Annotated in this window: 16 protein-coding genes; 5 read left to right on the top strand and 11 right to left on the bottom strand. The window is 43.7% G+C overall.

Annotated elements, in window-relative coordinates:
• The first annotated feature begins 161 nt into the window (after window positions 1-161).
• Window positions 162-1,223 carry a cytochrome-c peroxidase gene (locus AC5O63_RS10290; protein WP_494504883.1) on the top strand — a complete coding sequence of 354 codons (1,062 nt, stop codon included), beginning with the start codon at window positions 162-164 and terminating at the stop codon, window positions 1,221-1,223.
• On the top strand, window positions 1,210-3,543 hold the full coding sequence (locus AC5O63_RS10285; protein ID WP_494504882.1) for an ATP-binding protein: 2,334 nt from the start codon (window positions 1,210-1,212) through the stop codon (window positions 3,541-3,543). Before AC5O63_RS10290 ends, AC5O63_RS10285 begins: the two co-directional genes overlap by 14 nt.
• Before the next feature lie 77 nt (window positions 3,544-3,620).
• Here AC5O63_RS10285 and AC5O63_RS10280 read toward each other — a convergent pair whose 3' ends face one another.
• Window positions 3,621-3,977, bottom strand: coding sequence for a PilZ domain-containing protein (locus AC5O63_RS10280; protein ID WP_272785161.1), 357 nt, complete (start codon window positions 3,975-3,977; stop codon window positions 3,621-3,623).
• Window positions 3,978-4,216: 239 nt separating this feature from the next.
• Here AC5O63_RS10280 and AC5O63_RS10275 point away from each other — a divergent pair, with 239 nt between their 5' ends.
• On the top strand, window positions 4,217-5,176 hold the full coding sequence (locus AC5O63_RS10275) for an AEC family transporter (RefSeq protein WP_494504881.1): 960 nt from the start codon (window positions 4,217-4,219) through the stop codon (window positions 5,174-5,176).
• Window positions 5,177-5,299: 123 nt separating this feature from the next.
• Entirely contained in the window at window positions 5,300-6,190 is an 891-nt protein-coding gene (rarD, locus tag AC5O63_RS10270) for an EamA family transporter RarD (protein WP_239825638.1), read from the top strand.
• Between the two features lie 46 nt (window positions 6,191-6,236).
• On the opposite strand, the gene AC5O63_RS10265 is transcribed toward rarD, so the two are convergent.
• Both AC5O63_RS10265 and AC5O63_RS10260 read right to left on the bottom strand, forming a co-directional pair.
• The gene (locus AC5O63_RS10265) at window positions 6,237-7,655 is read right to left on the bottom strand and encodes a basic amino acid/polyamine antiporter (RefSeq protein WP_494504880.1); all 1,419 of its coding nucleotides are present in this window, start codon (window positions 7,653-7,655) and stop codon (window positions 6,237-6,239) included.
• 497 nt (window positions 7,656-8,152) lie between these two features.
• Window positions 8,153-8,374 (bottom strand): hypothetical protein, encoded by a 222-nt coding sequence (locus AC5O63_RS10260; RefSeq protein ID WP_367939476.1) that lies wholly within the window; start codon window positions 8,372-8,374, stop codon window positions 8,153-8,155.
• A gap of 293 nt (window positions 8,375-8,667) precedes the next feature.
• Here AC5O63_RS10260 and AC5O63_RS10255 point away from each other — a divergent pair, with 293 nt between their 5' ends.
• Entirely contained in the window at window positions 8,668-9,534 is an 867-nt protein-coding gene (locus tag AC5O63_RS10255) for a patatin-like phospholipase family protein (RefSeq protein WP_494504879.1), read from the top strand.
• Between the two features lie 339 nt (window positions 9,535-9,873).
• Here the strand turns inward: AC5O63_RS10255 and AC5O63_RS10250 are convergent, their stop codons facing one another.
• From AC5O63_RS10250 to AC5O63_RS10215, 8 genes are all read right to left on the bottom strand, one after another.
• Complete coding sequence (locus AC5O63_RS10250; RefSeq protein WP_494504878.1) at window positions 9,874-10,476, bottom strand: 2OG-Fe(II) oxygenase; 603 nt, start codon at window positions 10,474-10,476, stop codon at window positions 9,874-9,876.
• A gap of 113 nt (window positions 10,477-10,589) precedes the next feature.
• Window positions 10,590-10,928 carry a DOPA 4,5-dioxygenase family protein gene (locus AC5O63_RS10245; RefSeq protein ID WP_494504877.1) on the bottom strand — a complete coding sequence of 113 codons (339 nt, stop codon included), beginning with the start codon at window positions 10,926-10,928 and terminating at the stop codon, window positions 10,590-10,592.
• A 97-nt stretch (window positions 10,929-11,025) separates the two neighbouring features.
• Window positions 11,026-11,664 carry a response regulator gene (locus AC5O63_RS10240; protein WP_004746224.1) on the bottom strand — a complete coding sequence of 213 codons (639 nt, stop codon included), beginning with the start codon at window positions 11,662-11,664 and terminating at the stop codon, window positions 11,026-11,028.
• Window positions 11,657-13,018 (bottom strand): cache domain-containing protein, encoded by a 1,362-nt coding sequence (locus tag AC5O63_RS10235; RefSeq protein WP_494504876.1) that lies wholly within the window; start codon window positions 13,016-13,018, stop codon window positions 11,657-11,659. Before AC5O63_RS10235 ends, AC5O63_RS10240 begins: the two co-directional genes overlap by 8 nt.
• Before the next feature lie 89 nt (window positions 13,019-13,107).
• Window positions 13,108-14,391: a TRAP transporter large permease gene (locus AC5O63_RS10230; protein WP_494504875.1), complete on the bottom strand. Its 1,284-nt coding sequence runs from the start codon at window positions 14,389-14,391 to the stop codon at window positions 13,108-13,110.
• Between the two features lie 12 nt (window positions 14,392-14,403).
• Window positions 14,404-14,937, bottom strand: a complete 534-nt coding sequence (locus AC5O63_RS10225; RefSeq protein WP_004743974.1) for a TRAP transporter small permease subunit — start codon at window positions 14,935-14,937, stop codon at window positions 14,404-14,406.
• Window positions 14,938-15,048: 111 nt separating this feature from the next.
• On the bottom strand, window positions 15,049-16,137 hold the full coding sequence (locus AC5O63_RS10220; protein ID WP_004749280.1) for a TRAP transporter substrate-binding protein: 1,089 nt from the start codon (window positions 16,135-16,137) through the stop codon (window positions 15,049-15,051).
• 376 nt (window positions 16,138-16,513) lie between these two features.
• Window positions 16,514-16,888, bottom strand: coding sequence for a MarR family transcriptional regulator (locus AC5O63_RS10215; RefSeq protein ID WP_171321467.1), 375 nt, complete (start codon window positions 16,886-16,888; stop codon window positions 16,514-16,516).
• Window positions 16,889-16,934: the final 46 nt, after the last annotated feature.

Below are 16,934 nucleotides of genomic sequence, written 5' to 3'. Positions count from 1 at the left end.
CTGCGAAACTAACAGCTTTATAGAAGCTTAAAAAGAGTAAAGACAGAGAAACAGCTTTCCTATTTTCTGTCGAAATTTATAGCACAACGCCAATATGAAACTATATTTATAGCTATAACCATAAAAAATACCTTTGGCTTAGAAAGTACGGACTAATAAAAATGACAAAAAATCAAAGGTCAGTTGCCATAATACTTGCCATGGCATTGGTAGGTATCGCTCCGCTATTTTGGCTAATACTGCAAAGTGACGGCGACAATCATAGCCACAATGATGAGCACCAACATCACACGCTTTCTACAAATGTTCAAAAGGAAATGTTGCTAAGCTCTAGTCTAGTTTCTCCTATCCCTTCGGGCGGTGACATTGATAAAGCTCAAGCAAAAATAGGTTGGCTCCTATTCAAAGATCCTCAGCTCTCATCCAATGGGCAAATTAGCTGTGAATCTTGTCACGACTTGAGCAGCAATGGCGCAGAACCAACTGCTGTCTCTACTGGTGTCGAAGGACTCGGAGAAAGAAACTCTCTCACCGTCTTTAATGCCGCACTGAATTACCGTTTTTTTTGGGATGGAAGAGCCAACACTTTGAATGATCAAATTGATGGCCCGATACACAGCAACGTCGAGATGAACTCTAATTGGAAAGATATCACCGAATACGTTACAGACTCTCCTCAATATTCCCAACTTTTTGGTGAGCAACAAGTCGAAATCAATGAAGCGACGATTAAATCTATGCTCGTTGAGTTTATGAACGCCCTTGTCACGCCAGACTCCCCTTTTGACAAATACCTTTCTGGCGATAGAAACGCCCTAACGACTCAGCAAATAGAAGGATGGAAACTTTTCCAGCAGTATGGCTGTATTCGCTGCCATCGTGGCACCAATATCGGTGGTGGTATGGTGATGAAATTTGGCTTGTATGGTCAAGAGTACAACGGGCAAGAACGTTCCGATGATACTGGCCGTCATATGCATACCAATAAACCGGAAGACATGTACATCTTTAGGGTGGCAAGCCTAAGGAACGTTGCGGCGACCCCACCCTACTTTCATGATGGGCAAACACGCAACCTTGAAGACGCTATTGAGATTATGGCGCGCAGTCAGCTCGGACTTTCGTTAACTCCTAAAGAAATTGACGCCATAAGTGCATTTCTAAACACCCTATCGGCCGAAAGACCTGCCATCCTTGAGGAGTTTGAAAATGAATCTTACTAAAATCTTGTTTTCACTCGCTTCAGTGTTGTCTTTGTCAATTGGCACCCTAGTATATTTTCTATATCAGGAGCATAAACAAATTACGGAGTTCTATTCTTCGATTAGTTCCTTAGGTCATGAGATCATTGAAGTTCGCGACGCAGTCACTAATCACGCCCTATCTCCTCAGTTAGATCCCTATTTTTTAAATGCAGAGATCGTCAATCTTGAAAAAGAGAGTAAAGGTTTGCTTTCTCGTTACCAGAAGACGCACAAATTAGGCCTTTACAACAAGCAAACAAACGAAGTCTTGACCCAGTTCCACCAATCCTTGCTGGCTCTGTCAGAAACTTTAGATAAAGTGGTTGGACTAATTATTGTTAAAGATGCCTTACTCACATCAGTGATAGAACACGTGGAACTCGGTACCGAGAGCTCTAATTTAGAGCGAGACATCATAGCCAAGAAGATACATCAAAACGCGAGTTTGGATTACATACCCGCCAAATTGAAATCAACGGTTTCAACTTTTAAGCAGGTAGATTCTCAAAGACGCGCACTCTTTGCTTCACTTCTCTCACCTAAAAATTCCGAGTTTGTCGAACACTCGGAGAAGCAGCTAAGGCAGCAAGCGATAAACGTTCAAAATAAAATATTCCAGTTACTCGCTACCCTAGCTATCGTTGTTTCCGCATTTGTGATTTACACCTATGTACACCGCTTACAAGAGTTAAAACGGAACAACCACGCCTATCAAGAGGCAATCGATAGAACGGAGAAGGCCAATCACGCCAAATCTATTTTCTTAGCCACGATGAGTCACGAACTAAGAACGCCGATGAGTGGTGTCCTCGGTGTTGCACAGATGATTCGTGAAGACACCAACGAATCTAGAACCAAAGAACACGCTGATATAATTATTAACTCTGGTAATCACTTGGTCACACTGCTTAATGACATTCTCGACTTTTCAAAGGTAGAAGAAGGTAAGCTTGAACTCGAACATACCCCATTTTCGTTGAGAGAGCTTGTTCAGCCTTTAGAAAGCACCTTACTACCACTGGCTCAGAAAAAGAATATCACACTGACTATTCCACATTACCCATCCGACGATCTAAAACTGGTTGGGGATGTAGCTCGTACAAGGCAACTGCTATTCAACCTGGTTGGAAACGCCATTAAGTTCACGCAACAAGGCAAAGTCGAGGTCAATATCCAAATAAACGATTCGGGTTCAGTCGGTGTGCTGTTTACCGTTACGGACACAGGTATCGGTATTGAGGATGACAAGCTAAACAGTATTTTTATTCCCTTCGAGCAAGCTGAGCTCTCTACTACCCGAAAATTCGGCGGCACAGGTCTTGGCCTTTCGATTGTGAAGAAGCTAGTCGATTTAATGGAGGGGGAGATTTCTGTCTCTAGCCGAGTTGGCTATGGTTCTAAATTCGATATTTTCCTCCCTCTTGAAGTCCAACAAGACCGCGTGGACTTAAGTAATATCGAAGAAGCCTCTCTGAACAACACTGAACATTTACATAAAAAACGAATACTCTTGGTTGAAGACAACCGGGTCAACGCCGTTGTCGCGAAAGGTTTCCTAAAAGACTACGCACAAGAGATCACGTGGGCAGAAGACGGATTGCAAGCCCTTGAGGTTTTAGAGAACGAACAGTTTGATCTCATCGTTATTGATAACCACATGCCCAACCTCAGTGGTGTTGAAACCATCAAGCGTATAAGAGAGGCACTAAAGCTCGATACCGTGATATTCGCGTATACGGCAGATGTCTTCAAAGAAGCTCACGACTCGCTAATTGACGCGGGCGCTAATTTCGTACTCACGAAACCCCTTCAAAAACCGAGCCTAGAGCTCGCATTAAAACAGTTTTCTCGCGAAATCATGGCAAGCTCGCATCAAGAAATTGAGGGAAACACGGTTGTACCTTTAATTCGTCACCCCGCAAGCCAACTCGCGCTTACAGAGGAAGAATTGTCTGCCAGTTCATCTTTTAATGACCCGTCATTGAGTCGCGTGACTAAGCTAGAACTATTAATCGGTTTAAAAACGAAGCTTAATGCTTTAACAGACCAACTTATTGAAGCCTATTCAAGTTCAAGCTTAGAATTGCTAATTGAAGCTTTAAGCCAAATCGAGACATCTGCGTCAGAGCTCGAGCTTGAAGAAGTGCTTGCTCTTGCTACAGTGGCAAAAGAGAGTTGTGAAAACAGCGAGCTACCCAACGTTGAACACTTACAGCAACTGATCAACCGGGTGTTAGTTAACCTCCATCAGGCACAGCGGCTTACTTTGGAATTAAGTCACTCAACAAAACATGCATAATCTCTTGAACAAAACGTATATAGACGCTTGAACGAAAAACGGAGCCCTCAGGCTCCGTTTAGAAATTACTAGTGAAATCAGGCAGCGGCTTCTCTTAGCCGAGCAAAGAAAACAGGATACTTGCTACGGATCTTTCTTTGTTCATCAACCATGATTTTAAAAGTTGGGCCTTTACGTAATTGAACAATCACTTCATCACGCTCAAAACGCAAGACTGCGCCTTCAATTTCCACGCGACTTTCGTCGTTAAGGTTAAGCATTCCTTTAATCTCAAGCCCTTTGTACATGGTATTAGAGTTGGCTACCACCATTCTAATGCCACCTTCAGAAACCTCCGCAACCTGAAACAGCTCATCTCCGAGCCTAACAAAAGGCCTCGCGCGTTTCGGGTATCTTAAACGGTAATACTGTCGTTTCTGTATATAGCTACTCATGGTCCTGATCCTGCTCCGTGCTACTCATAGCTAGGTATAATCCCTAAGTATACCCTTTCTACGCAATAAATGATGTAAATAACCACTCGTTATTCTACTTTCACTTTACTATATCGGCAATGAATTGGTTTTTTGAAGGTTTGAGCTAGGTTGAGGTTGTAAGAGTGTGATTGTTATCCACCAAACACTTACAGTCTGGTATGGTGTAACCTAGGTTGTGCTTAGACTAGATGGAACTGATGGATATTCTTAACCAATTGCAATTTTCTCTCTCAATAACCGGGCCTATTTGTTTGATGCTTATATTGGGAATCGTGTTTAAGCGCATTGGTTTGATTAACGAAAACTTTATTGATGTCGGCTCAAAGTTGGTCTTCAAAGTGACTCTCCCAACGATGTTGTTTTTAAGCATCGTGGTTTCTGAACACGACTTTTATGCAGCCAGTAGCTTTATTGCTTTTGGAGTTGTCTCAAGTGTGTTGTTTTTTATCTTCTCCTCCATTGCCGTCAAAGGTCTTTTTTCCCAATCGCCAGATCAAGGCGTTATTGTTCAAGGTAGTTTTAGAGCCAATACGGGCATCATTGGCATAGCTTATGTGGCTAACGCATTCGGCGAACAAGGCGTCGCATTGGGCGCGATCTACGTTGCCGCCATCACTCTCACCTACAACATTCTGGCGGTGATCTGTTTGACGCCCAAAGGGGCTGAGTCTGGTGAGAGCGTTGGAAAAATGATGATCTCGACCCTGACAAAGAACCCGTTAATCATATCTATCCTTCTTGGACTGGTAGTTTACCTATTCTCCATTCCTGTTCCTGATATTGCTGTGGATGCAGGTAATTACCTCGCTAAAATGACTCTCCCCCTCGCATTACTATGTACTGGCGGCTCACTTAACTTAGGTTCATTAAAAAAGGAGTCTGGCCCCACTTGGTTTGCCAGCAGCAATAAGTTGGTGATAGCCCCTGTTCTCATCACAGCTTCTGCTTATTGGCTTGGATTTCGCGGCCTTGAGCTTGGTGTTTTGTTCTTTATGAATGCTGCCCCCGTTGCCGCAGCAAGCTACGTGATGGCTCGCTCAATGGGAGGAAATTCCACTCTAGCCGCCAACATCATTGCTTTATCCACGGTGCTATCCACTATAACGTGCACAGTGGGTGTCCTGTTGCTTCTTGGCTTAGAGCTAATGCATACATAAAATCAATATAAGACACTGTTATATAAGCATTTTAATAACTAAATAAAGTAACAAAATCTTTGCTTTACTTTTAGAAAGTTTAGGCTTAGATTTCGCTCAATTATTACCCTTTTTGAGACTACTATGCCTGAGCAGCGTTTAGGCAATGGAATGGCCGCTTTTTCATTTTTACTATGGGGCCTGTTGCCACTTTATTATCAATTTTTGCCCAACGCGGCGACTGATGAATTGCTCGCGATGCGTTTGATTGCCTCGGTACCGCTCGGAGCGTTGATTGTACTAGGCGTGACAAAGCGTCTGCCTGACATACGTGCGATCTGGGCAGACAAGCGCTCCCTCGCCTATACCACTGCGGCCACAATCATGATGTCGATTTCGTGGTGTGCCTTTACGTGGGCGCTGACCAATGATCGAGTCATTGATGCTAGTCTAGGTTTTTTTATTAGCCCGATTACTATGATGGCACTTGGTGTATTTTTCTTGAAGGAGTCGCTATCCATTGGCAAGAAAGTCGCTCTAGTCCTCGCTTGTATCGGTCTCACCTATCAAATCATCCACTATGGCGAGATCCCTTATATTGCGCTAACAATGGCAATTTTCTTTACCTTTTATGGCTGGTGTAAAAAGAAAATCAACTATAACTGGAGTACAGGATTGTATGTTGAAGCCTTGGTGTTATTGCCTATCGCGCTTTTCTATATGGGCTACAAAGAATTGACGGTGGGTACCGAGTCTTTGCATCAAGGAGCAACCACGCTAGCACTATATTTGGGTGCAGCCCCTGCCACTCTACTTCCTTTGGTGTTTTACTCAATTGCGATTCGACTGACCACAATGTCGACCATTGGACTAATGCAATACATCGAGCCGACTATTCAGTTCTTCATCGCGATTTACTTGTTTGGAGAGGCCTTTGATGAGGTGAAGTTAGTCAGCTTTAGCTTTATATGGGCGGGGCTAATCTTTACCATTTTTGACAGTTTACGCTTTAAATATACCGCCAAGTACAGATAGAAAAATCCCCTGCCATAATGGGCAGGGGATTTCTAAGTTTATTAGTTTAGAAAGCTAAACTCAGGCTACCTTGCCAGATCATCCCAAAGGCCAACATGGCTATCGCACCTAGTATCCCAGCACCTAGCTTCTCACGGCCTTCAAATGGATTTATCCCCTGCTCTTTCTTTGCCTGGATGTAAAAGTAGAGCCCTGGTAGATAAAGAATTGCCGACAGCAGTAAGTAGTTTAGGCCCGACGCATAAAGTAGCCAAATACCATAGAGGGTTGCTCCTGCACCAATGAGCAATAGGCTTCCTCTGTTTTTTTCCTCGATCGCTATCTTTAATACGAAAGCGCCAACGAGAAAATACGGCACTAAGATCATTTCTGAAGCGATGATCAATAAAGTGTCATAAGTACTGCCAGCAAACATAACGAACACGAGAGAGATTTGAATCCAAACATTGGTCAACGTAAGTGGCTTAACAGGGCTGCCCGCTTTGTTTAACTCAGCATAGCGTTTAGGGAACATCTTCTCTTTCGCACACAAATAAGGCGCTTCGGATGCTAAAACCGTCCAACTAAGAAATGCACCACAGACCGAAATCAGTAGCCCGACACTGATAATGTACTGACCCCAAGGCCCTAAGATTTCGGTTAACACTTTCGCCATAGATGGATTTTGATAGCCTGCCAGCTCAACAGGTTTTATCACCCCCATAGATAGCAAAGTTACAAATACATAAATCGCTAACGCAGTTAGGAGACCAAGAATCGTCGCTCTGCCAATATCTTTACGATTTCTTGCACGACCAGAGACAACGACAGCGCCTTCAATACCAATGAACACCCAAACCGTTACCAACATGGTACTTTTTACTTGAGACATCAAATCATGCCCTTCACCAAAGTGAAGCCCGGTGAAATCCAAAGTAAAAGTGCTCCACTGAAAAGCAAAAGCAGCGCAGACAATAAAGATAAACAAAGGCACTAACTTAGCATAGGTCGTCACCATGTTAATCAGTGCCGCGGTTTGAACACCTCGTAGCACCAAGGCATGAACCATCCAAAGTAAACATGAAGCCCCGACAATTGAAACAATTGTATTCCCTTGGCCGAAAATGATGTTGTCTGGTGTATCAAACAACATTCCAAGCGTGCTAAAAACAATCACTAGATAAGAAACGTTAGCCAGCATGGCACTTAGCCAGTACCCCCAAGCAGAGCAAAAACCGACAAAATCACCAAAACCTTCTTTTGCGTAGCCAAAAACGCCACTATCGACATTCGGCCTATGTGACGCGAGCTTTTGAAAAGAAAGGGCGAGAAAGATCATGCCTACACCCGTTATCGTCCAACCGATCATTACTGCTGCTGGGCTAGCAACCGATGCCATATTTTGAGGCAAGCTAAAAACACCTGCGCCAATCATCGAACCGATGACGATCGCAGTTAGTGAACTCAAGCCGAGTTTATTATCCATTATAGTTTCCGGTACAACCGTTTAGGAGGTGCAATACTACGCTGAAACAGATTCATAAGGCAGAGCTGATGTGAGCTAAGTCGCACATATGATTGGCAAATCGTAGATTTCATTGTCACCGATCAATTCAGAGTGCGCATTATAATATCTTTACAATTAATAGAGAAAACAAATTAGCATTAAAAACCAATATACACATACATAACCAGTGTAAAATACTTATTCTAAAACAAAATAAAACACATAATACACATATCAATTAACAACAGTAACGACTAATTATCCCTGAATTCATGCAAGTTATGCATAAACCTAAGCATTCCTAGCAAACTCAACTAAGCTATTAAGAGGTGACGGTAATTGTTCCGCACATCACCTCTCTATGATATCCATTACTTCCTGTTTGTGGGGTCGCTGAAAGGCGACCATTTTTTTGTGCCTGCCTTATGTTGCAAACAACAAAAAAGCAGCCGAAGCTGCTTTTAGAATTCTACGATTTAATGTTTAGAGCTTTCAGACCTGTGCCCGAACTCAGCTTGTTGATAAATATCTGCCAGACTGCGATCTTTTCTCTGCTTCGCACTCTTTGCTTTGGCGGCATAATGGTAACTTTGATCTTTGAGCGCCTTTTCATGGGCTTTTGCCGATTGAATAAACTCTGGATCGGACAACGCTTGTTGGCGTAGGCGGTTAACGCGTTCGATGGTTTCCAACAACATAATACACCTCCCATTCACCTGTATTTATAACCAGTATAGTTCTTTGATATTTCAGGTCAAGAAAATACTGTATATAAAAACATGAGCTAACTTTAATCTCTTGTTATCAATAACAATACTCTTAGGCAGTCCATAGGTAAAAGCGCCAATCTCTATATGTTCAATAGCCCATACCTATTGATAACTAAGAGCTATTCATAGTTAAGAGCTATTACAGTGATTCGTAACATCCATTTCTCACCACTTATCTAGCTCGATAAGATGCCTAGCAAATCGAGAAATTGGATAAAGTTATGAAAGCGCTCGTCGTAGAAGGTGGAGCAATGCGGGGTATTTTCGCTGCAGGTGTTTTGGATTCATTTATTGAAAATGGCTATCAACCGTTTGATTTTGCCATTGGTGTTTCTGCTGGTGCGTCTAACCTTGTAGGTTACTTGGCACAGCAGCACAAACGTAGTTATCAGGTCATTACCCAGCTAGCGACCAATAGCGAATTCTTTAACCCCAAACGCTTTATCAAGGGGGGAAACTTAGTGGATGTGAAATGGCTTGTTTCAGAATCAGACAAGCTGTTTCCATTGAATAGAGAACAACTTTTTTCGAGTACACCTTTAGTTGCAACAACGACTAACATTGAGACCGGAAAAGCGGATTATTACCAAGTCACCCCCAGCAACCTCAACTTGGCACTTGAAGCAACCAGTGCGTTACCCATCGCCTATAAGCAAACACCTTGCTTTTCGGGCGGATGCTATACCGACGGAGGCGTAGCGGACTCTATTCCCGTAATGGAAGCATATCGACGCGGAGCAAAAGAAATTACGGTGGTTTTGTCGCATCCTTTAAGCTATGAAATGCCTCAAACAAGAGCATCTTGGTTACTCAAAAGGCTGCTTGCGAAATACCCCATGATTGGTAAAGCGATGGCGAATCGAGCAACAAGCTACAACAAATCACTAGAGTTTATTCGTCACCCACCGAAAGATGTCACGGTTCGCGTGATTGCTCCACCAGAAGATTTTGCCGTTAAGCGCTTAACCATGAAAAAAGAGTTGCTCGACAAAGGCTACCAAATGGGAGTTTTTGAAGGAGATAAACACCTCGCAAGTCGCGATGGGGTCTATGGGTTAACAGAAGAAAACTGTCATTTCTGTTTGTAAAGCTTAGGAAAAACGAATTATGTTAGACTCTACGAGCTACATCCTATTATTTCCATCTGTATGAAACTAATTAAAGCTTTAAAACCATTAGGTTGGTTACTGCTCCACTTTTTTGTTGGCGTCGAGCTCGCCTACATTTCTATCATCTTAATTGCTATTTTTGGCGCAGGTTATGATGGAACCATGGAGGAGATTCAACGAGACGAGCTAATGATAAACGTGGTGTACGCGGTTTTCATCCTCTATCAATGTTGGTCTGTCTATCGGTTTGGCTATAAAGGCCTTGTTCCCATATTAGTAAAGTCTCGAAATTAACAAAGGTCGCACTAGGCGACCTTCTTAATGCGCAATATCTAATGAATTGTCTTTGACGCCATTGACTCGAAACCAACCTGCGATGCTGTAACGCTCAGTATTGGTTGGCAACACTTCATGTGGGAACTGCTCGGATAAAAATACAAATAGTCGTCCCGATTTTGGCGGAATCGTCGCAACATGCTTGTCGGCCAGATCATAAACCACCAGCTCGCCGGCATCTTGCTCCGACCAAGCTTCATTCATATAGAAAACCGTGGTGAGGCGACGGTTTTCGTTGCCTCTAAAGCAATCCAAATGCTTCTGATAGAAGTCGCCTTTTTCATACTTAGCAAAGTGCGCTTCATACTCAAACAAGCCTAAGAAAAAGTGGCGGTTAGCTTCTAGACGGATCTGCTCCATTTTGGACAGAAAGCTAGCTACTGGCGCTCCCATATCAGAGTGTAACCACTGGATTTTATCGCTACGAATGGTGCTTTCTCGTGTCAATTCGTCATTGCGCCCAATCCGCGCCTTGCTCCAGTCTTGAGGAATACAGCCTCGTAGCTCAGCCACTTCTTGGCTTGAAAGAAAGTCGTCCCAAACGTAATAGCCCTGAGTAAACAAGGCGTCAATCAATTGGTTCATAGATGTTGGAGTCCAGTGATTAAATCAATAGACGCCTTATACACAAGCGTGCCAAGAACCAACAAATCAGATTAATTGTCGTAACGACAAACGAAGGCGCGCTGACCTATTCGCTAAAAGCGAGACAAATCAATTTTGACAGGCTCACCAAGCCAATAGGCGTATTCAGTGTGATCTTTGATATCATCGTCAGTGAGCGCATGAACCAATACCGTTAAGCCTTCACGCTTGTTATCTAGCCATGACACCACTGACTCAAATTCACTTGCCGTAAACGTGATTGAAAAGCTCCACATGGTATGAGGGCCAACTAGCTTCTCGTTAAATCTACCTACTGGCAAATCAAACTGACTCAGCGCTTGCTCTCGGATTTGTCGAGCGAACTCGCAAGTCTGTTGATCAAAGTAAACATGAGCATGGTAATTTTGATGAATATTTTTTGGATAAGACACAGGCAGTTAACCTATTGAGTGGATCATGGCGCTATCCTATCACTGTCGCAGATAAGACTCGCGCCTACTTACAATCATTACAAAAGTTAGGTGACTTTTAAGCTACTATCCCCTGCTCGACCGCGTATTTAGCTAACTCTGCGGTACTATGAAGATCAAGTTTATGTTTGATGTTTTGACGGTGAGTTTCAACCGTTCGGTAACTGATATTTAGTAGTGAGGCGATCTTCTTGCTGCTGTTTCCTTCGGCAACAAGTTTAAGTATCGCTTCTTCACGGCGGCTAAGCGGATTAGGCTTTTGTGCAACGGGCACCACTTCCTGAGAGAAAAGCGTTTGCGTTACAGACTCACAAAAATAAGTCGAACCTTGGTAGACCGTCTTAATGGCTTGCACCATGCGTCGCGCGCAAATCTCTTTGAGCATATAGCCCACAGCCCCGACTTGCATCACCTTCATGATGTATTCGCGGTTATCATGCATAGTGAGCATTAACACTTTTACGTCAGGCATGGACTCCTTAATGACGCGAGTCGCATCGATACCGTTCATCATTGGCATACTGACATCCATCAGCACTACATCCGGCTGCAATGACTTAACGACGTCTATCGCTTCTAGGCCATTACTGGCTGAACCAATCACTTCGATCTCAGGCTCTGTTTGAAGTCGCGCGATAAATCCATCTAAGACAACTTGGTGATCATCAACAATCACCACTTTAATTGGTTCATCCATATACTAATCCATCCAATTCCAGTAATACGGTAATCTCTGTACCAAAGCTCGGTTCACTTTCTATTTCAAAGTCACCACCGATAAACTCAACTCGCTCACGCATATTGCGCAGCCCGATACCACTTTTTCGCAGCGATGTGTTTACATCAAAGCCCACGCCATCATCGCGAATAATCAGCTGAAGCATATTACCCATCTGATGCAATATCACGCTTACTGTATTGGCATGGGCGTGTTTTTCGATGTTAGTCAATGATTCTTGAGCAACGCGATACAAAGTGGTCGCTACTTCTGATTTTAGTTTTCCTGGCTGAGTCGTCAAAGAGGCTTCCACCTCAACGCCAGAGTGTGATTTAAAATCTTGCAGTAAGGTATTCATGGCGGCTTGTAAGCCAATGTCATCCAATGCGCTCGGGCGTAGGTTATGAGAAATATGCCTCACTTCATTAATCGCTGTCATCAAGGATTGTTGAGACTTAGCTAAATGCTGTTGCAAAGGTGCGTCCGTTATCTTGCTTGATAGCAGCTCTAAATGGCATTTACTCGACACTAATAACTGATTGATTCCGTCATGCAGTTCGCGTGCTAGATGTTTCTTTTCGTCTTCCTGAAACATCACTGTTTTATGAGCTAACTCTTTTAAACTTCTATCTGCCAGACGATGTTCATGCAGGTTCACCGCTAACGTGATGACTACGATCACGCCAACCGTCACTATCATAATCACGATTACGGAGAAGAAGGTGGTTTCGATGTTTCTATTCACCTCAGACTTGAGGTTGGCGACCTCATAGGTGATGTCTTCAATGTATAAGCCAGTGCCGATCATCCAATTCCATTTATCAAGCCATGCAGCGTAACTTAATTTAGTCACATTTTCCCCAGTAGAGGGTTTCTGCCACAGGTAGCGATGAAACCCACCACCACTTTGCGCTTGATGCAATAGCGCCTCTATCAGCAAGTCGCCATTTTCATCCTGAAGATCAATCAAGTTTCTACCAATTAGGTCAGGCATAATCGGGTGAACTAGGTTGGTTCCTTGCTCGTCATAAGCGAAGAAATAGCCGTCTTTATCTTTGCCGTAACGAAGCTTCGACAACACCGCTTTGACTTGCTGTTTCGCGGTCTCTTCATCAAGGCTCTCATCATTGTAGATGTGTGAAATCGCATCAAATGCCAAATCTACGTGATCTTTGAGTGCCGTTTCCTTAGAGCGAATCAACCCGTCTTCAAAAATTTGAATCTCTTTTTCACCTAAGGTTTTCGCCTGATGAATCGAAATCCAACTTGTTAACGCGGTGACCAGCAGTAAAGGCAGCAGGCTAAGTAGTATTAGTTTGGCTTGTAGAGGCATCCCTTTCCCCCAATGACAACAGAGGCTGCTCACCGAATGGCAAGCAGCCCCACTTTAACAGGAGTTGTTAATATTACGTAACTAAAGGATCACATTCCGTAGAATTCAGGGAACACGAGCAACGAAGTGAGTACCAGAATCTGAATCGCGATAAATGGCATGACGCCACGGTAAATATCTCTCGTCGTCACACCTTTTGGTGCCACCCCTTTCAAATAGAATAAGCTGAAGCCAAATGGTGGGGTCAGGAACGAAGTTTGTAGGTTCATCGCAATCAGAATCGCAAACCACGTCATGTTAATACCCATAATCTCAGCCACTGGAGCAAGTATCGGCACGATGATGAAACAGATCTCGACGAAATCGATAAAGAAACCAAGGATCAGAATCACAAGCATTGTGATAATTAAGAAGCCCCACTTCTCGCCCGGAATCTGTAGCATCCATTCTTCGACTAAGTAGTCACCACCTGTATAGGTAAATGCCATAGAGAAGGCCGTCGCACCCAGTAGAATAGCGAATACCATCGCAGTCACTTTAACCGTCTCTTTTGATGCCTCATACACCATCGACCAACTAAATTGACGGTACAAGATCGCCAGCACAATCGCACCCGCACCACCTAAAGCTGCAGACTCTGTCGGCGTTGCTACACCTGCGAAAATGGAACCCAGTACCACGACAATCAGTGCCAATGGTGGAACAACCGCTTTAAGCGCTGCAATGATTTCTTGCTTACGGCTTAAGTTGCCATCACTTGGCATTGGCTGCGCTGCTTCAGGGTTAAGTTTGGCGTAGATAAGGATATAAACCACATAGGCACCAACCAGAACTAGCCCTGGCCAAACCGCTGCTTGGAATAGGTCACCGACTGGCACACCCAATACATCACCGAGTAAGATAAGGACAATAGAAGGCGGAATTATTTGACCCAAAGTACCTGACGCACAAATAGTGCCGCACGCTAGTCCTTTGTCGTAGTTGTATTTAAGCATCACTGGCAACGAGATTAGCCCCATAGCCACAACCGATGCGCCAACAACGCCAGTCGATGCAGCAAGAAGCGCTCCAACCAAAACCGTTGAAATAGCTAAACCACCTCTAACGCCACCAAACAGCTTGCCCATAGATTCAAGCAACTGTTCAGCCAATCGAGTTTTTTGCAGAACCAAACCCATGAATACAAACAGCGGCACTGCCATGAGTACCGTGTTTTCCATGATGGACTGGATACGGTAAGGCATGAAAGCAAACATATCCATGCCTTCTGCCCAAACACCAAAAATTAACGCGATACCACCGAAGGTAAACGCAACGGGAAAGCCAAGTAGCAGCGCAAACAAGGCGACGAAAAACATTACTATACCGACCATTTTTAGCCTCCTTTATTTGCGTTCTTGCGAGTAGACAAGGTGTGGATTGACGATTCTATTTAACGAGTGCAGCAGTAAGCCGACGCCGCTGATTGCCATAAAGAAGAATGACAGCGGGATCATTGCTTTAATAATCCAGCGGTAAGGTAAGCCACCTGGGTCACCTGAAGTTTCGCCTAATGCATAGCTCTCTTTAGCAAAATCGATCCCGTAGTAAGCCACCAATAAGCAAAACGGTAAAAGAAATATAAGAGTTCCAAGTAAATCGATAATTGCTTGAGCTTTATTCGAGAGACGTTCATAGAAGAGATCGACTCGGACATGGCCGCCTGCTTTTACTGCGTAAGGAACACCAAGTAGGAATACTGCTGAGAACAGATGCCACTCCATTTCCTGAAACGCGATAGAAACGTCGTTAAACACATAACGCATCACAACGTCGTAGACGACATTCGCCAGTAGCAAGATAAATAATATGCTTGATAACCACCCTAGGAAGTCACCAAAGCGATTAAATACTCGCTCGATATAGATTAGGCTTCTCATTCCCTACTCCATGGAATTTTGAATATGCGCCACTATGAATTTGTGGCGCTTTATTAGATAAGTTTTCTTGGGCTTCGAGATAGGTGACAGCGTCACCCATCCTATTTATTGTTATTGAGCTTGGCTGTTCAGGTACGCGCGGTGAGAAATGTCAGTCCACGAACGTACTTGCTTGAGGTAATCAGCTTGAGATTTTTGAATCTCTTTCGCTAACTCGTCTTTCTCCGCATGTTTCGCTAGTAGGCGATCATTTGCTTCACGAAGTGCGTTCATCACTTCTGGCGGGAAGTCCTTAACTTGTACATCAGGGTATTCTGACTTAATAGATACCCAGTTCTTACCACTTTCGTGAGTCGCTTGAGTGTACATATCGTAAGCGGCGGTGCGCATTGCGACACGTAGAATTTCACGAAGATCTTCTGGAAGACGCTCATAGGTACGCTTGTTAACTAGGAACTGCAGCTCTGAACCTGGCTCATGCCAACCTGTGTAGTAGTAAGGTGCAATTTTGTGGAAGCCCATACGAAGGTCAAGGGATGGACCTACCCACTCCAGCGCATCAATCGTACGACGCTCTAGGGAAGTATAAAGCTCACCCGGTGCAATGTTGGTTGGCTTAGCGCCTAGCTCTGCCAAGATCTCTCCCGCGAAACCAGGGATACGCATTTTCAGACCCTGTAAATCTTCAACCGAGTTAATCTCTTTTTGGAACCAACCACCCATCTGGATATCGGTGTTACCACCAGGGAAAGAAAGAAGGTTATGTGGAGAGTAAACCTGCTCCATCAGTTCCATACCACCACCATGATAGAACCATGCATATTGCTCGGCAGGAGTCATACCAAACGGCATAGAAGTAAAGTAAAGCGTGTTCGGTACTTTACCTTTCCAGTAGTAAGAACCAGAGTGGCCAAGGTCGTACTGCCCTGACTTCACCATATCGAAAATACCGAGTGGCGCTTTGTGTTTATTTGCCGAGTCGATACGAATTTGCAATCGACCATTAGACATCTTCTCAGCCATTGCAGCCATGTTCTTAGTTGCATCACCAAATACTGGGAAGTTTGGTCCCCAAGTTTCAGCTAGCTTCAAGCGATACACTTTTTCAGCTGCAGTAGCCGAAGTCGCTGCCATAACCAAAGCAGCCGCCATCGCGGTTCCTTTTAACACTCTTTTTAGAGATTGTTTGATAAGACTCATGTTCACGTCCTTTGTTAACGGGTCATACCTTTTTAGGCATGTTCTATTTCTCATACAGAGTGGTTCATCAATAACCAATATGAAATAGGCGCGAACACGGACTGGTTTTAACAACAAAGCTGACGTATAGACGAAAGAATTACGTAGTAATACGTAGGAAATATGACAACAAGAATCTTATAGCTATATAAATCAGCTAGATAAAATCAACCACCAAGGTTGACGCTTACAGATTATACGTAGTTATGTGCACAGGAAGGAATTGATGAAAAATGTGACAAAAGTATTAAACATAATTTATAGAAATGAAAAAGCCCCGACACTGTCGAGGCTCCGAAGGTGCTAGAATCCAATTAAGTGGATTTGCTAGTGGCAATTAAACTGCTTTATAGATAACTTTGTTGCCAGCTAGTTGCTCTTTAACCACTAGGTTTTCTTCTAGAAGTTTCTTAAGAGCGCCTGTTGCCCAAGATGCTGCTTTAGCGTCTTCTTGACCAGCCGCTAGGCCGATACCTTTCGGGTTGATACCTTCAGCGTTGTTAACAACGATATCTAGAACTTGTTGCTGCTTTGGAGTAAGCGCAACGTCAGTTGTTTTAGCTGCTGCTACAACTTTCTCCGCTGCTGGTTTTACAGCTACTTTCTTCTCAACTGCAGGCTTAGCTTTCTTTGTCGCTTCAACGTTCGCAACTGTCGCTTTAATGCGTTTTTGCAGTTTAAGCTGCACTTTACGCTTATGAGCAAGTCTCATCGAGTATTTCTCCATTTCACTGCATACGGAGCAGTGGTGAAAATTT

The sequence above is a fragment of the Vibrio sp. SCP2 genome, from assembly GCF_059295395.1.
Note: the sequence above shows the minus strand (reverse complement) of the source record. Positions and strands in the feature narration are given on the sequence as shown.

Bases quoted from the DNA above. Each gene is read 5' to 3' on its own strand.
- AC5O63_RS10290 (WP_494504883.1), top strand. From the start codon at position 162: ATGACAAAAAATCAAAGGTCAGTTGCCATAATACTTGCCATGGCATTG.
- AC5O63_RS10285 (WP_494504882.1), top strand. From the start codon at position 1,210: ATGAATCTTACTAAAATCTTGTTTTCACTCGCTTCAGTGTTGTCTTTG.
- AC5O63_RS10280 (WP_272785161.1), bottom strand. From the start codon at position 3,977: ATGAGTAGCTATATACAGAAACGACAGTATTACCGTTTAAGATACCCG.
- AC5O63_RS10275 (WP_494504881.1), top strand. From the start codon at position 4,217: ATGGATATTCTTAACCAATTGCAATTTTCTCTCTCAATAACCGGGCCT.
- rarD (WP_239825638.1), top strand. From the start codon at position 5,300: ATGCCTGAGCAGCGTTTAGGCAATGGAATGGCCGCTTTTTCATTTTTA.
- AC5O63_RS10265 (WP_494504880.1), bottom strand. From the start codon at position 7,655: ATGGATAATAAACTCGGCTTGAGTTCACTAACTGCGATCGTCATCGGT.
- AC5O63_RS10260 (WP_367939476.1), bottom strand. From the start codon at position 8,374: ATGTTGTTGGAAACCATCGAACGCGTTAACCGCCTACGCCAACAAGCG.
- AC5O63_RS10255 (WP_494504879.1), top strand. From the start codon at position 8,668: ATGAAAGCGCTCGTCGTAGAAGGTGGAGCAATGCGGGGTATTTTCGCT.
- AC5O63_RS10250 (WP_494504878.1), bottom strand. From the start codon at position 10,476: ATGAACCAATTGATTGACGCCTTGTTTACTCAGGGCTATTACGTTTGG.
- AC5O63_RS10240 (WP_004746224.1), bottom strand. From the start codon at position 11,664: ATGGATGAACCAATTAAAGTGGTGATTGTTGATGATCACCAAGTTGTC.
- AC5O63_RS10235 (WP_494504876.1), bottom strand. From the start codon at position 13,018: ATGCCTCTACAAGCCAAACTAATACTACTTAGCCTGCTGCCTTTACTG.
- AC5O63_RS10230 (WP_494504875.1), bottom strand. From the start codon at position 14,391: ATGGTCGGTATAGTAATGTTTTTCGTCGCCTTGTTTGCGCTGCTACTT.
- AC5O63_RS10225 (WP_004743974.1), bottom strand. From the start codon at position 14,937: ATGAGAAGCCTAATCTATATCGAGCGAGTATTTAATCGCTTTGGTGAC.
- AC5O63_RS10220 (WP_004749280.1), bottom strand. From the start codon at position 16,137: ATGAGTCTTATCAAACAATCTCTAAAAAGAGTGTTAAAAGGAACCGCG.
- AC5O63_RS10215 (WP_171321467.1), bottom strand. From the start codon at position 16,888: ATGAGACTTGCTCATAAGCGTAAAGTGCAGCTTAAACTGCAAAAACGC.